The following is a 14,632-nucleotide window of genomic DNA, read 5'->3' as shown; positions in this document are numbered from 1 at the left end:
TAACTATATACTGCGTTTAAAATAGCAGGTTGGGGGCATTAGCATGAATAAAATATTGGATAACGAATATTATGACTTGATCATTAGTAATTCTTTAGTTCCCAGTTTTGATACCGGTAATAATCTTACGGTTTTAAATGATAAATATTCATTGATGCATATATGGAAAAACAATATGGACGCCTGTGACCTGGGACGGTACCCTTACGATAATTTCCCCTCTCTTTTTACACTTACTTCTAAAGTGAGCATAGATAAATCAGGCATTACCAATGTCCGGAGGCATCCCGATTTAAGCCTGATGGGGCTTGGGGTAGCCATCGGCATCATAGACACCGGCATCGACTACCAGCACCCCGCATTCAAATATCATGACGGTACCACCCGTATTCTTTCCATATGGGACCAGACCGACCAGACCGGCAAACCTCCCAAGGACTTTAGTTTCGGCTCAGAATATACGAAAAAACACATCAATACTGCATTGAAATCCAAGAACCCCTTATCCATGGTGCCTACTGCTGATAACAATGGACATGGTACAGCAATCGCCAGTGTAATCGCAGGCAGCCCCGATGAAAAAAACTCTTTTACCGGTGTTGCTCCCCAAACCGAGCTTATCATAGTAAAATTAAAAGAAGCGAAGCAAAATTTAAAAAAGCTGTTCTTTGCTCCGGATAATGCCCTGTGCTATCAGGAATCAGATATTATGCTGGGAATCCGTTACCTGCTCTCCGTCTCGCAAGAAAAAGAGCTTCCTCTCGTTATATGCATCGCATTGGGAAGCAATCAAGGAGGCCATGATGGATTGGGAGTTATCAGCTCTTATTTAGAACACATCGTACAAATGCCCAAAATTGACGTATTGGTAGCCGCAGGGAATGAAGGAGACAGCCGCAGACATTATTTCCACCATTCGGCGGCTACTCCTTTCCGCAATGGCTTTAACCTAAAAATAGGAAGAAATGATAAAAAATTTACGATGGAAATCTGGCCCTTTCCTCCTGGGAAAGTAAGCATTGAAATATTCCCGCCTAACCAGGAATTCATTCAGAGCATATCTCCCCCTGCCGGTGTTTGCCAAAAATTCAGCCTTTCCATGGGCCAAACTACCATTTGGATCAACAATATCCTTTTGGAAGGTTCAACAGGGGATCAGGTTATTTTATTGCGGTTTGACAATCCAACTCCAGGAATCTGGTATTTCCAGGTCACAAGCATAGAAAATGAACCTTTTTCCTTCCATTCCTGGCTGCCGTCAGGGAACTTGATTTCAAACGAAACATATTTCTATCAGGCAAACCCCAGCACCACCATTACAGCCCCGGGAAATGCCAGAAATCCTCTGACCGTTGCCGCCTATAACCAGTTTGATGGCAGTATTCTGGGTGAATCAGGAAAAGGTTATTCCAGATTCGGGGAAATCAATCCTAATATCGCCGCTCCCGGATACTTAATTCCCTGCGCACTCCCAGGAAATCAATATGGCAGCCTTACAGGTACAGGAGCCGCTGCCGCACACGCAGCGGGAGCCTCTGCCATGGTCATGGAATGGGGGTACTGCAAAGGCAACCACACTACCGTCACCGGCGTCCAGATCAACCATATGATCATGCGGGGGGCACAGAGAGACAGCACCTATTCTTTTCCCAATGAGAATTGTGGATATGGGCAGATAGACATATACAAACTGTTTCAAAGGATATCTGTGATTTGATGAATCTGGAATTAAGAATGTGAAAACTAGCTTTAGCTGCCTAACCCATGGTTGGCAGCTACTTTTTTATAATACACCACTGCCCCAATTCCACCCAGGCAGGCAATCCCTGCCAGCAGCAAATACCCGGTCTGTATTCCTGCCCTGGCAGCCAGCGACCCGGTAAAGATCGGGAAGGTTGTCATTCCCAGCGCATAAACAGCCTGGTACATTCCCATGGCCGTAGATTTGCTGCCGGCCGGTATGCCCTGCATAGCTTCCGAGGTTGCAAAAGAGAACAAGATGCCGGTGGACATCCCAGGTAAAATTTGCAGCAGTAAAAGCACAGGTATGTTCCCGGCGGCCGGAACCAGGATACAATAGAAAGCCACAACAGCAAATACCAGCGGAATCCAGAACCTTGGACCTTTGCGGCTGCAGGTCCCGGAAGAAGCGAAAGCTGCAAATCCTACGGATGATATCATATAGATCACAGAGGATATCCCTACAATCCCATCCGATGCGCCCAATTCTTTTAATATCTGGTTGGTAAACGACATGGCAGTTGTCAGCTGGATCCCTTGCTGAATCAGAGCTATGAAAGAGAACAGCCACAAGTGCCTGATGTTACAGACAGAAAGCAGTTCTCTGGTCTTATGTATGCCGGGTTTAACATCTGTTTCTTTAATTCCAATTGAAAGAAGAAAAGCCATCAGGCCCGCGCACATGCTTAACATGCAGATTCCTGCCATGCCGATACGATGATAGCTGATTGTACTGCACAGAAAGCCAAGAAGCATTCCAAAATTATTAAACAGTACGATCCGGCTGGTGGCAGCCTGCTGATCTCCGGCAGAAAAATGATTGGTGTAGAACACCATATAAGAAATCCACATGGCAGAAGCCAGTCCGGAGAAGAAATTGGCAACCAGAAACCCTGTGCCATTGCACCAGAATACCCGGAAAACAGAGGCGGTTCCGGAGGCAATTGCTCCTGCCATTATAAAATATTTATGTCTGCCAACAGAATCCGCACAAAGGCCTATGGGAAACCTTAACACCATTTGGGAAATTCCATAAGCCCCCACAACCATTCCGGTAAATGCGCTGCTGGCTCCACTGGCAGTTAAAAAAGTCGTCTGGTATGGAATGTATACATATTGTGCAAACCAGAACAGCGATACCATAGCAAGGTAATGGATTTCCTGTCTGCGCGTAAACGTAAGCTGGTTTAAAGTCTGTTCTTTCATGTTTTTTCCCTTTGAGCGTATTCCTCTAAAATTCTGTGGATGTGGACAGCTAAGTACATCTCTTCCTGTTTGGACAGCTTTGATTCAAATTTTTCTCTGATAAACACACCGATTTTCTTTACACATTCATATTCCCTGGGACAGCTCTCAAGAACATGAGTGTAAAAGGAATCTTCATAATCATATAAATCCTGACTTCCGTTTACAAGCCTTTGTGCAAAGAGGCGCAGATGAGTCACAAAGCGGGTGTAGCCGATTCCGTCCTCATCGTAGAGTATGGAAAAGTTGTATTTTACAATATCCAAAATACCCTTGACTGTCTCAAATATCTTCTGGTTATCCGTACTGTTTAAGTTATTTGTCTGTGCATTAATAAAATGAAAGGCAATATTTCCAGCCTCATCTTCAGGCAGTTCCACCTGCAGCCGCTCCCTCACAAGCTGCAGGGCATATAAGCCAACTTTAAATTCCTTTGGATTGAAACGTTTTAAGGTCTGTGTGTAGAAATTTTGTATTAAAATCCCCTCATTGTTCCTTTTTACAGCAAAAGACAAATGGTCTGTAAGTCCCAGATAAATATGCTCCATCAGTACCATTCCATAGGTGTCAATGGCATAATCAATAACCTGTTTGGCCAGTTCAAAATAGGTACTGTCTATTTCTGAGGCAAGCCGGATGATATTCTTTGATATTGACCGGTCCTTTAAGACAAATACCTTTTCAATGTCTTCACTTTTTAAGTGATGCCCAATGGACTTATTAAATCCAATTCCCTTTCCCATCAGGATCACTTCCCTGCCGCTGTCATCAAGTGCCAGCAGCAGGGAATTATTCATTACTTTTACAACCCTCATTACCCAACCCCATTTCTGTTATTCTCACGAAATCAAACTCAGAGTTCGTCTCCATTGGTTTCAATCACCCGCTTATACCAGAAATAACTGTCCTTTTTCACACGGCTCATATCCTTTAAGTCATGGTCATCCCGATTGACATAGACAAAACCATACCGCTTGCGAAAGCCCTCATGGGAACTGAGAAGATCCATAAACGACCAGGGAGAATATCCCATAACCGAAACCCCGTCTTCGATTGCCTGGCTTATCGCCTTAATGTGTGCCTTTAAATAGCTGATCCGGTACTCATCATGGACTTTGCCGTCCTCTGTCAGGGTATCGGCGGCTCCCAGGCCATTTTCCGTAATGATGAGGGGAAGGTGGTATTTCTGATAATAGCTGTTTAATACGGTCCGAAGGCCCAGCGGATCGATCTGGGCTCCATATTCACTGGAAACCAGATGCTCATTTTTTATATGATGAAAATAACCGTATTGGTCAAAATCCACTTCATTGATGGGGAATGCCCTCTCCCCTGCCAGATGCCCCTCATCAGTCGGAAGGTACCGGACACACAGGGTCCGGTAATAATTCAGGGCAATAAAATCCATCGCCCCGCCTTTTAAAATCTCCTCGTCTTCCGGCTCCATAACCGGTACGATATTCCTTTCTTCCAGATAGCGCATGTAATATCCGGGATAACGGCCGTAGTAATGCATATCCAGGCAGTAATCCGTCTTAAACCAGTCGTTCATCCGGGCCGCCCAAACATCTTCCGGTCTGTTGCTTTCCGGATAGGTACAGGTGGAGGATACCGCAGGACCGATCTTTCCATCCGGTATGATGGAATGGCAGGCTTTCACCGCCAGGGCATGAGCCAGGAACATGTGGTAATCCATCTGGGCTCTCTGGCGGTCGGCTTCCCATGCGTCATCCGTTGTGATGTTCATCCGTTCGTTTACTCTCACCATAAGATTCTGCTCGTTGTGGACCTGCCAGTAGGTGACTCTGTCTCCAAAGGCTTTAAAACATATTTTTGCATAACGCTCAAAGGCCTTTACACATTCTCTGGATTCCCAGCCGTTATATTTCCTGGCAAGGGCATAGGGAAGGTCAAAGTGATATAAGGTGATAAAGGGCTGAATGCCCTGTTCTAACAGACGATCGATGATCTTATGATAGAAATCAATTCCTGCCTGGTTTATCTCTCCATCTCCATCCGGTATGATTCTGGCCCATGAAATTGAGAACCGGTAAATCTGCATTCCCAGTTCCTTCATTAACCGGATATCCTCCTCCCAATGATGGTAGAAGTCACTGGCGACCTTGCTGTCAGCCTGGATATCCGAGCGCTTAAAGGAATTGACATCAGCAACTGTAATGCCCTTTCCTCCTTCATCCCATCCGCCTTCAATCTGGAATGCCGAAGAGGAAGCTCCCCATAAAAAGTTTTTTGGGAAATTTGTTTTTGTCATTTCCATATCTATATTTCCTTTACTAATTATTTTTAATTGCGATCACTGGCTTTTGAAGAGAAGCTCCTGATCCGGTAATTCCTGTTACCTCGCTAAAAGCAGCAGTATTGCTGATGATGATAGGAACAACCGTATCATATCCTTCCTTCTTTAAGGCATCTAAGTCAAAGGATAAAAGCCTGGTTCCCTTCGTGACATGGGTACCTTCTTCCACATGTTTTTTAAAATGCTTTCCTTCCAATTGGACCGTATTGATTCCAACGTGAATAATCATTTCAGCACCGCTGTCCAGCATAAGCCCCAAGGCATGAAGCGTGGGATAAACCATGGTCACGGTACAGTCTTCCGGAGCGACAACTTCACCCTTTTCCGGGACAATCGCAACTCCGTTCCCTAACGCCATAGAGGAAAAAACCTCATCGTTTACCGATGTCATGGGCACTGCAGTACCTTCCACCGGTGAGCTGATCAATATGTCAGCCCCAGAAGTAATACCCAAAACATCCTGGAATTCGGCAGCTCCTTCATCTGAACCGGAAACTCGTTCGCCTTTTCCGCTGATGTCATCAAAACCGAACAGGAATGTAAGTCCCATTGCTCCAAAGAAGGATACTGCAACACCGATCAGATAATAAATAAAGGTCTTCATACCGAAAGCCGCATAAGTTGCAAAGGTAAGCACCCCGTTATTGGCAAAGGAATCGCCGTATACGCCTCCCACACCCATGATCGCACCGCCGATGGCACCACAGATAATTGCATAGATCATAGGCTTTTTTAACCGCAGGTTACAACCGTAAATAGCAGGCTCCGTAATGCCGCAAACAGAAGCGGATATGGCTGCAGAAGCGGCAACTGTTTTTAAGTCCTTGCTCTTTGTTTTTAACATGACTCCAAGAGCTGCACCGCCCTGAGAGAAATTTGCTGCACCGGCAAAAGCCAGCAGGTTTTGGTGGCCGAACTGGGCCACATCATTGATACCAATGGGAAGCAGAGCTCTGTGTGCTCCGAAAATAACAAATACGCACCACATGCCGCCCACAAAAGCTCCGCACAAAGCAGGGCTTAAATTCATCATTCCAGTGTAGATAAAGTTAATGCCATTACCGATGTAGATGCCAATGGGACCAAACACCATAAAGGTCGCAGGAATCATAACCAGCAGGGATATGCCTGGAACCAGTATGATTTTTAATACTTCAGGAATTATCTTTTCTAAAAACTTCTGTATATATGCAAGAATAAATACTCCGATGATAATGGGAATCACGGATGACGCATAGCTTGCCTTTGTAATTGCAATGCCGAACATGCTGACAGCCTCACTCCCAGTCATCAGGGAAACAACCGCCGGGTAGCACATGGTACCGCCAAGTGCCATGGCAATAAATTCATTTGCCTTAAATACCTTTGCACTAGTATAAGCAAGTATGATTGGCATGAAATAAAACAATGCGTCTGTGGCAGCCATAATGAGAATATAAGTCTGGTTGACGGTAATATCCAGCCCGTGATTGGAGGCTGTAATTCTTGCGATGGTCAAAAGACCTTTTAAAAGTCCGGAGGCTGCAATCGCCGGAACCATGGGAGTAAACATGGAGGAAATGGCAATCAGAATCCGGTTCCAGACAGAACCCTTTTCTTCGCTGTCTGCTGTATTTTCCTCTAATGATATCATGGGAAGGATCGCTTCGTAAACCTTTGTGACTTTTGTTCCCAGAACGACCTGGAACTGCCCGCCGCTTTCCACTACGGAGATAACACCTTCCAGATGTTCAATTACTTCTTTCTTTGCCTTCTTTGTATCTCTTAACTCAAACCTTAATCTGGTAAAACAATGGGTGAGTCCCCTTATGTTATCGGAACCGCCGACATTTGTTATAATGTCTTTGGCTATTTGATTATAATTCATTTTCCAAACCCCTTTCAAGTGTTATCATATCTCATCACCCGGCCGGAATGACAAAATAAAAAAGACCCGACCAAGCGATATAAATCATAAGACTAAAAATAATAAGCCTTATAACTCTTTGCTCAATCCGATCTTGCCTGCATTACCAGTAACACGTCTTCCTGTTTTGCTATTTAGTTGTACTCAACTGGATACAATATAACACCGTTTGCAAATTGATGCAACTAATTTTAGATTTTTCTACATTTTTCCCAATTTTTCAACATGAAAATCGTCTAATTTTAACAAAAAACAGTGGTTTTATATTTATGGGAGCAGATTGTTTCCCTTATCTGCTCCCTTATTCTTAAAACTTACGTTTCATTTTTCGTCCTGACCGCAAATGTTCTGATCTGTCCAGGTTCAATGAGCATGCAGCTTCATGTTTAAGCCCCCTTAGTCATCATCTTATCTGTCTGCAACTGCCTTCATGATAAGAGCTGCAACAGCAGCCCCAGGATCTTTTAAAGATCGGGACGCTTCTCCTCTTGTTGCCGCTCTTCCATGAACGGCAATCATAGTCGTTGTTTGTTCAAAACCATTCCATGCAGCCGCTGCCGCTTTCCCAAAAGCTTCTTCAAGGGACACTCCGGCTTCCACTTCAGCCTTAAGTACCTGCACTCCGGGATGAAATCCATCCAGAAAGGTCTTATCCCCTAATTTCGCTTTACCAAGATCGGCAACACCTGCTTCATAAGCTTCAAACAAGGAAACAGCATCTGCACCGGACAATTCTGTCTTTCCTTTTAGTGTCTTCCCGGCACGCATCAGACCTGCTGCCATCAATGTCCCCATGGTAGAAGGAACTTTATTTCCCATGGTCTTTCCTGCCTTGTACAATAGCTTGCCCAGATCCGGCTCCGATCCATCTGAAACCGCGTCGTAAGCCGCCTGGAATCCATCCGTCATCGTAAGTCCCAGATCACTGTCTCCCACAACACTGTCCAGTTCAATTAAGTAGTTTCGGTTTTCCACCATGATCTTACTTATTCTGCCAAGTATGGCTATCAGTTCCTGCTGGTTCATATCAGCCTCCATTCTGCCGCTGATGCCGGCGGCATAAATAATCGTGACAAACGTTATGCTCTTATGCCACCTACTCCAATAGGATCTTTAGACAATTCCCTGCTTAAAGAATGGTGTATCAGCCGGAGCATCCAGATAGCCCTTCAGTTCCTCATCCATTTTCAGAAGGGAAATGGATAAGCCTGCCATCTCAATAGAGGTTACATATTCACCTACATAATAACGGTGCACCTTGATTCCCTTCTCTTCCAGAATCATATTGACCTTTCTTGCCACAATATACTGCTCGTCAAGAGGAGTAGCGCCCAGTCCGTTTACCAGAACCGCAACCTCATCTCCGGCACAGTATGGAATATCTTCAAGGATTTTTTCCATCATTTCCAATGTGATCTCATCTGCTGTTTCCAGTTTCCCACGGCGGATTCCGGACTCTCCATGGATTCCCATGCCGATTTCCATCTCATCCTCTCCTATCTCAAATCCCGGATGACCGACTCTCGGTACTGTACAGGGAGTAAGTGCCACTCCCATGGTCCTTACATTGGCCGCCGCTTTCTCTGCGATCCGTTTTACCTCTTGTAAATCCTTACCGGCTGCAGCAGCTGCTCCGGCACACTTATATACAAAAAAGATACCGGCTACTCCTCTTCTGGTATTCTTCTCTCCTGGAGCTGCCTTGGGAGATGCCACATCTTCCCCTGCAACAACACTTTCCACATGGATATCCTCTTCCATATCTGCCATCTCTGCGGCCATATCAAAATTAAAGATATCCCCGTTATAATTGCCGTAAATATAAAGAACACCGGCTCCGGAGTCAATGCGTTTCGTTACGTTAAGCATCTGCTCCGCGCTGGGAGACTGGAAAACATCTCCCACCGAACAGCCGTCTAACATTCCTTTTCCTACATAACCTAGAAACAGAGGAAGATGCCCCGAACCCCCTCCGGTTGCAATTCCTACTTTTCCCTCCACCTTATTGGAGGTAACCAGGCAGCGCAAGTCGCCTTCCGTATAAGTAACATAGTCCGGATGCGCAAGGTAGATTCCCTCCAGCATCTCATTTACATAGTTTTCCGGTACATTAATCAGTTTTTTCATTTATTCCTTCTCCTTCCCACAATTTATTGCAGTTCAACCATATGCGTTCCGATACACTTCTATAACCTGCCCAAGTGTTGGTTTAAAGGGATTGTCCTCCATACAGGTATCCTTAAGTGCAATTTCCGCCAGAGCCTTAAAATCCTCAGGATTTACCTTAAGCTCTTTAAGACTTTGTGTAATCCCTACCTCCCTTGACAGCCGCCTGATACAGGCCACAGTTTCCTTCACAGCCTGTTCCCCTGTCATGGCAGACGCCCCGGGAATCTTAAGTCCCTCTGCCACCTTCTTATACCGCTCTGCGGCTTCCGGCCTGCTTCCGTTAAATTCCATGACAAAAGGCAGCAAAACCGCATTGCAGATGCCGTGAGGCAGGTTCATGAGCCCTCCAAGAGAATGGGCCATAGCATGCACCATGCCAAGACCTGCATTGGAAAATGCCATGCCCGCACTGTATTCCGCATAAGCCATCATCTCCCTGGCTTTCTCATTACTTCCGTCAGCCACCGCTTCCGGAAGGTATGTACCAATCACACCCATTGCCCAAAGGGCATCCTTATCCGTATATGGAGTAGCTCGTTTTGCCACAGCCGCTTCAATGGCATGGGTCATGGCATCCATTCCTGTGGAAGCCGTGAGGGCTTTTGGCATGCTCATCATGAAGTCTACATCATTAACGGCAATGGTGACCATACAGTTCGAGTCTACCATACACATTTTGGAATGTCTCACCGGATCGGTCACGATATAGAACGACGTAACCTCTGATCCGGTACCTGCAGTAGTATTCACCGCCACAATGGGCATTCCCGGATCAAGAGAGCGTTCTACCCCTTCATAGTCCTCCACCTTACCGCCGTTTGCCATCACAATGCTGACTGCCTTTGCCGTATCTATGGCAGAGCCTCCGCCCACTGCCACCAAAAGATCCACTTCCAGGGCCTTAGCAGCCTCCAGGCAGTCACCCACAACCATGGTGGTGGGATTGGGCTCAACCAGGTAATAAATAGCGTATTCCACACCGGCTTTTAATAGGCAGGCTCCCACTTTGTCTCCGGTACCGTTTTTATACAGGAAGGGGTCCGTGACGATAAGTGCCCGTTTAAATCCCCGTTTCTTAAACTCATCCGGCAGCAACCCAATGGAACCGCGGCCAAAAAAGCTGGTCCCTACTGCATTGATCCTTTCAAGTGCCATAAATGGCCTCCTTAGAATTCTATATTTCTGAAATCTCCCGGATCGATCCGTTTCAGCACGCTCAGCTCTTCCTTTGTAGGAAGGGGCGTATAGGCGATATGGGAGGATTTTATGGGAAATCCGGTATTTTCCTGTACCTCTTCTAAGCTGGAAGTTGGGTGAATGGTATCCAGAACCATTTCCCCGTTTTCCATTTTAAATATGCATAAGGGGGTGATGATCCGTTCCACATTTCCCCTGGTAGTTACAAAATCCACCTGGTTCACAAAGGTGCGCTTGTCATGCTTTGTCCTCCAGAGAATCGCCCTCTTTGCCGTTGGTATGAGAACGGCACTGCCTGCTCCTCCCGGCATCCTCACCTTTGGTTTTTTATAATCTCCAATAACCGACGCATTGACATTGCCGTGGGAATCAAACTGGATTCCGCTTAAGAATGCTACATCTAACTCCCCTCTCATGGCCAGGTCAAATACTTCCATTAAAGGAAAATAGGCTGTGGCACGTTCCAAAAGCTCCGGGCCTGCACTGGTATACTTTTTAAGTCTCACCGGATCCGGGTCTGTCCCGCCCGGAATATTCAAATGCACTGCTCCCGGCGCATGAAGCGCTTTTGCAAGCAGCAGCGCAATCATAGGCATATGGGAGGACACTCCGTGAAACACCTTGCTGCCGTCAGGTATGAGGCGGGCCATGGCGCAGACCATAATATCGCTGACTCTGTATTTTTCTTCCATCATGCCATGCCCCCTTATCCTTTGTAATCGGACTTTTCAAATGCTTTTAAATAGGCATTCAGGCCGTCCAAATCTTTCAGCCCTTTAAATTCTTTTAAATTCTTTCCGTCAATATCATAAGAACCCGGACAGGAACAGGGTGCAGCCCCTTTGGGAACTCTGACAACTGCTTCTACCAGAAAATGAGGAATATCCGCCTTTTTTGAACTGCCAGTAAATGCAGATCCATGGACGATATTCTCTGCTGTCAGGATGACTCTTTTGGCCGCCCTGGAAAACAGAACATCCTCGAATAACGGTCCTGTGATCCTGGCGTTCCCATCTTCATCCGCCTCCTGCACATGGATGACCGCAACATCCGGCCTTATGGCCTTTACCACTGTCACCGGCTCCTTTGTAAACGGATCCTCGACCCGTATAAAATAATCATTGGCATCGATTAAGTCACTGATCACAAGTCCTTTTACAGGCATAAATCCCACTCCGTAGCTGGCGGCACGGAGCGCGGAGATCACCGTATAACAGGCATGCTCATTTCCTTTCACAGCTCCGCTTTCAACGGCCTTACGGTAATGTCCGGCCAGAGAATATTCACTTTCATAACTGATAAAGCCGGCATCTACACTGGAAACACAGCCTCCGAAGCAAAGCATGTCGACATCCATGGCTCCAGCCGTCTTTACCAGCTTTAAGTCCCTTTTTTTCTGACGCACCAGCTCCCGGACCATTGCCATGGGCGCCCTATGGAGCACATTGCCGCCAAGACCAAGGATATCCCCGTCATGGATCCGGGCTGCTGCCTCCTGCAAAGTCATTATTTTACTCATGGTCTGACCTCACTTTCTATCCTGCACTCCTTTATTTCGCTGCATTGCAGGCAATCTGGATGGCATCCCATACCCCGGAAAATGGAGGTGCGTAAATGAGATCCGTCATTCCAAGCTCTGCCGTTGTCATCCTGCAATGAATTGCCACAGCGAATACATCTGCCCGCAAAACAGCCCCCTTTTGCCCGCAGGTCTGTGCGCCAAGCAGCCTTTTTGTTCCTTTTTCATAGATCAGCTTTATGGTAATTGGCGTTGGATCCGGATAGTACGCCGGATGGTCGTTTGCCTGGATTATCAAAGTCTTATAATCCTTAGAAAGACGTATGGCATCTCCTTCTCCCATACCCGTACGTCCAAGTTCCAGCCCGCACACCTTGATCGCCGCAGACCCAAGGGCACCGATAAACGATTCATGGCCCCCTGCTAAATTGGCACCTGCGATTCTGCCGCATTTGTTCGCAACTGTTCCGAGAGCCAGAAAGCTGTCTTCCTCTAATACTTCGTTATAGACTAAAATACAGTCTCCCGCCGCATACACATCCGGAATAGAAGTTCTCATTTCCCGGTCCACGATGAGACCGCCGTTTTTCCCCATGGAGATTCCTGTGTTCTTCAAAAATTCCGTACAGGGACGGACACCCACGGCAACGATCACCAGATCCGCATCGTAGGTTCCCTTATCTGTTTTCACACCTTTTACATAAAGACCGTCTCCATAAAACCCTTCCACCTTTTCTCCGGTGTTAAGCAGAACCCCTGACTTTACCAGCTCATCATGGGCCAGGGCGGCGATTTCTTCGTCAAAGGGCATAAGAATTCTGGGAGCTGCCTCAAGCATGCGGACATTCTTTCCCAGATTCAAAAATGCTTCCGCACACTCCACTCCGATATATCCACCTCCAACGATGACGATGTTCCGGATTTCCGGCATTTTTGCATATTCCTTTAAAAAGATCCCGTCTTCCATGGACTTTAATACATGGACTCCCATAAGCTCCCTGCCCGGAAAAGGAGGAACAACAGCCGATGCCCCCACAGCTATCATTAATTTATCGTAAGAATCCGTAAATTCCTGACCATTTTCAAGGTTCTTTACAAGGACTTCTTTCCTATCCACGTCAACGGATTGTACCTCGTGGCGGAGGAAGGTTTCTATGCCCATCTTGGTAAAGGTCTCCCGTGAACGGGCGATCATCTTGCGGTAATCATCGTTATAATCTCCCACATAGTAGGGAAGTCCGCACGCTCCATAAGAGAGAAAACCTCCCTTTTCATAGACCGTTACTTTCGCGTCCGGGTCGACCCTGCGGATCTTGGAGGCGGCACTCATTCCTGCCGCTACTCCTCCAATTATAATAATCTTCATGTTTTCTCCCTGATCATATTGTTACAGCTCGGTTATGCCACTCATCATTTTCCCGGCTTCCCTCATGGCTTCTTCTGCTGTCTTTTTTCCGGAAAAAGCCTCAAAGATTTTCTCATAAAGGACTCCGTTTTTCTCCCCTGCCTTTGACAGATCGGGAAGGGGTCTTGCAAGTTCCATCATCTTCTGCTGTACCGGAAACCAGGGGCAGTCACCGGCTCCTTCCAGATAGCTTCCTCTTCTTACAGGAGCACCACTCATTCTTCCCACCTTCTGATCCACCTCCGGTGACCGAAGGTACGAAAGAAATTTCTCAGCAGCTTCTTTTTTCCTGCAGCTTGAGCAGATTCCAAAGGACCAGGTCACGTTCCAGGCCGTGGAAAAAGTGGAGAATCCCAGATCCTCTGGTTCCATACAGCCTTCCTTAAACACTTCTCCCATCTGACCGCTCCAGGTAACTGCCATAGCAGCTCTTTTTTGGCGGATAGTTTCTGCAATTTCCCCGTTGCCGAAGCTATCCGTACCACTAACTGCACAAGCTCTCAGTTCCACATAGGATTTCAGACCCTTTACCGCATCTTCCTTTCCGCAGGCCGCAGATCCATCGGGATCATAAGCATCTCCTCCGTACATGCGCAGGAAGGGAAGGGCATCGGTAAATATCTCAGACTTATCAGCCTTCATGGCTACTGCCTGTTCCCCACAGGCCGCCTTGTAAGCTTTTGCCGTTTCTATGTATTCCCGGGGAGTGATGACGCTTCCAAGTTCTTTTCCCAACACCTGTTCAAGGAGGCTTTTACGGTAGACGATCATATGTCCGTCACAGAATGAGGGAGATAAATACGCCTTTCCCTTATACTTCATTTCTTCTGCAATGACCGGAAGGATGTCTTCTTCCTCAAGCGCAAGTTCCGAAAGGTATCCGTTTTCTACAAAGTCACGAAGCCATAAATGGCCTGCAACCATGACAATGTCATAATCTGCTTCCCCTGTAAATGCTTTCATCATCATCGGATAGTAATCCGCCCAGGGCACGATATGAAAATCCACGTTTCCTCCATATCCGTCTATAATCCCCAGTTCTTTATCCAGATAACCTTCCACCGCCGGATCTGCCACTGCCAAAATCTTAAGCGTTTCCTGTTCCATAAGCACTACCTCTCCTACTACGTTAAG

The 14,632-nt window shown here is 46.5% G+C and carries 12 protein-coding genes; 1 reads left to right on the top strand and 11 read right to left on the bottom strand.

Annotated elements, in window-relative coordinates:
- Positions 1–43: 43 nt before the first annotated feature.
- The gene (locus BMW45_RS22165; RefSeq protein WP_092249091.1) at positions 44–1,717 is read left to right on the top strand and encodes a S8 family peptidase; all 1,674 of its coding nucleotides are present in this window, start codon (positions 44–46) and stop codon (positions 1,715–1,717) included.
- A 32-nt stretch (positions 1,718–1,749) separates the two neighbouring features.
- Here the strand turns inward: BMW45_RS22165 and BMW45_RS22160 are convergent, their stop codons facing one another.
- From BMW45_RS22160 to BMW45_RS22110, 11 genes are all read right to left on the bottom strand, one after another.
- A complete protein-coding gene (locus BMW45_RS22160) occupies positions 1,750–2,946 on the bottom strand; it encodes an MFS transporter (RefSeq protein ID WP_092249089.1) in 1,197 nt (398 codons plus the stop codon).
- Positions 2,943–3,800, bottom strand: a complete 858-nt coding sequence (locus tag BMW45_RS22155; RefSeq protein ID WP_092249087.1) for a PRD domain-containing protein — start codon at positions 3,798–3,800, stop codon at positions 2,943–2,945. Before BMW45_RS22155 ends, BMW45_RS22160 begins: the two co-directional genes overlap by 4 nt.
- Positions 3,801–3,838: 38 nt before the next feature.
- Entirely contained in the window at positions 3,839–5,263 is a 1,425-nt protein-coding gene (locus BMW45_RS22150; protein ID WP_242883210.1) for a glycoside hydrolase family 1 protein, read from the bottom strand.
- 16 nt (positions 5,264–5,279) lie between these two features.
- Positions 5,280–7,169, bottom strand: coding sequence for a beta-glucoside-specific PTS transporter subunit IIABC (locus BMW45_RS22145; RefSeq protein WP_092249085.1), 1,890 nt, complete (start codon positions 7,167–7,169; stop codon positions 5,280–5,282).
- Positions 7,170–7,616: 447 nt separating this feature from the next.
- The gene (locus BMW45_RS22140; protein WP_092249083.1) at positions 7,617–8,234 is read right to left on the bottom strand and encodes a dihydroxyacetone kinase family protein; all 618 of its coding nucleotides are present in this window, start codon (positions 8,232–8,234) and stop codon (positions 7,617–7,619) included.
- A gap of 87 nt (positions 8,235–8,321) precedes the next feature.
- Positions 8,322–9,335, bottom strand: a complete 1,014-nt coding sequence (locus BMW45_RS22135; protein ID WP_092249081.1) for a dihydroxyacetone kinase subunit DhaK — start codon at positions 9,333–9,335, stop codon at positions 8,322–8,324.
- 33 nt (positions 9,336–9,368) lie between these two features.
- A complete protein-coding gene (locus BMW45_RS22130; RefSeq protein WP_092249079.1) occupies positions 9,369–10,532 on the bottom strand; it encodes an iron-containing alcohol dehydrogenase in 1,164 nt (387 codons plus the stop codon).
- An 11-nt stretch (positions 10,533–10,543) separates the two neighbouring features.
- A complete protein-coding gene (locus BMW45_RS22125) occupies positions 10,544–11,269 on the bottom strand; it encodes a CoA-transferase subunit beta (protein WP_092249077.1) in 726 nt (241 codons plus the stop codon).
- 11 nt (positions 11,270–11,280) lie between these two features.
- Positions 11,281–12,093 carry a CoA transferase subunit A gene (locus tag BMW45_RS22120; protein ID WP_092249075.1) on the bottom strand — a complete coding sequence of 271 codons (813 nt, stop codon included), beginning with the start codon at positions 12,091–12,093 and terminating at the stop codon, positions 11,281–11,283.
- A 31-nt stretch (positions 12,094–12,124) separates the two neighbouring features.
- Positions 12,125–13,459, bottom strand: a complete 1,335-nt coding sequence (locus BMW45_RS22115; RefSeq protein WP_092249073.1) for a CoA-disulfide reductase — start codon at positions 13,457–13,459, stop codon at positions 12,125–12,127.
- 21 nt (positions 13,460–13,480) lie between these two features.
- Entirely contained in the window at positions 13,481–14,605 is a 1,125-nt protein-coding gene (locus BMW45_RS22110; protein WP_092249071.1) for an extracellular solute-binding protein, read from the bottom strand.
- Positions 14,606–14,632 lie beyond the last annotated feature (27 nt).

It is taken from the genome of Lacrimispora sphenoides (assembly GCF_900105215.1).
Taxonomy (GTDB): domain Bacteria; phylum Bacillota; class Clostridia; order Lachnospirales; family Lachnospiraceae; genus Lacrimispora; species Lacrimispora sphenoides_A.
This window is presented reverse-complemented; position numbering and strand designations above follow the sequence as displayed.

Coding starts and splice junctions, on each gene's coding strand:
- BMW45_RS22165 (WP_092249091.1), top strand. CDS start 44: ATGAATAAAATATTGGATAACGAATATTATGACTTGATCATTAGTAAT.
- BMW45_RS22160 (WP_092249089.1), bottom strand. CDS start 2,946: ATGAAAGAACAGACTTTAAACCAGCTTACGTTTACGCGCAGACAGGAA.
- BMW45_RS22155 (WP_092249087.1), bottom strand. CDS start 3,800: ATGAGGGTTGTAAAAGTAATGAATAATTCCCTGCTGCTGGCACTTGAT.
- BMW45_RS22150 (WP_242883210.1), bottom strand. CDS start 5,263: ATGGAAATGACAAAAACAAATTTCCCAAAAAACTTTTTATGGGGAGCT.
- BMW45_RS22145 (WP_092249085.1), bottom strand. CDS start 7,169: ATGAATTATAATCAAATAGCCAAAGACATTATAACAAATGTCGGCGGT.
- BMW45_RS22140 (WP_092249083.1), bottom strand. CDS start 8,234: ATGAACCAGCAGGAACTGATAGCCATACTTGGCAGAATAAGTAAGATC.
- BMW45_RS22135 (WP_092249081.1), bottom strand. CDS start 9,335: ATGAAAAAACTGATTAATGTACCGGAAAACTATGTAAATGAGATGCTG.
- BMW45_RS22130 (WP_092249079.1), bottom strand. CDS start 10,532: ATGGCACTTGAAAGGATCAATGCAGTAGGGACCAGCTTTTTTGGCCGC.
- BMW45_RS22125 (WP_092249077.1), bottom strand. CDS start 11,269: ATGATGGAAGAAAAATACAGAGTCAGCGATATTATGGTCTGCGCCATG.
- BMW45_RS22120 (WP_092249075.1), bottom strand. CDS start 12,093: ATGAGTAAAATAATGACTTTGCAGGAGGCAGCAGCCCGGATCCATGAC.
- BMW45_RS22115 (WP_092249073.1), bottom strand. CDS start 13,459: ATGAAGATTATTATAATTGGAGGAGTAGCGGCAGGAATGAGTGCCGCC.
- BMW45_RS22110 (WP_092249071.1), bottom strand. CDS start 14,605: ATGGAACAGGAAACGCTTAAGATTTTGGCAGTGGCAGATCCGGCGGTG.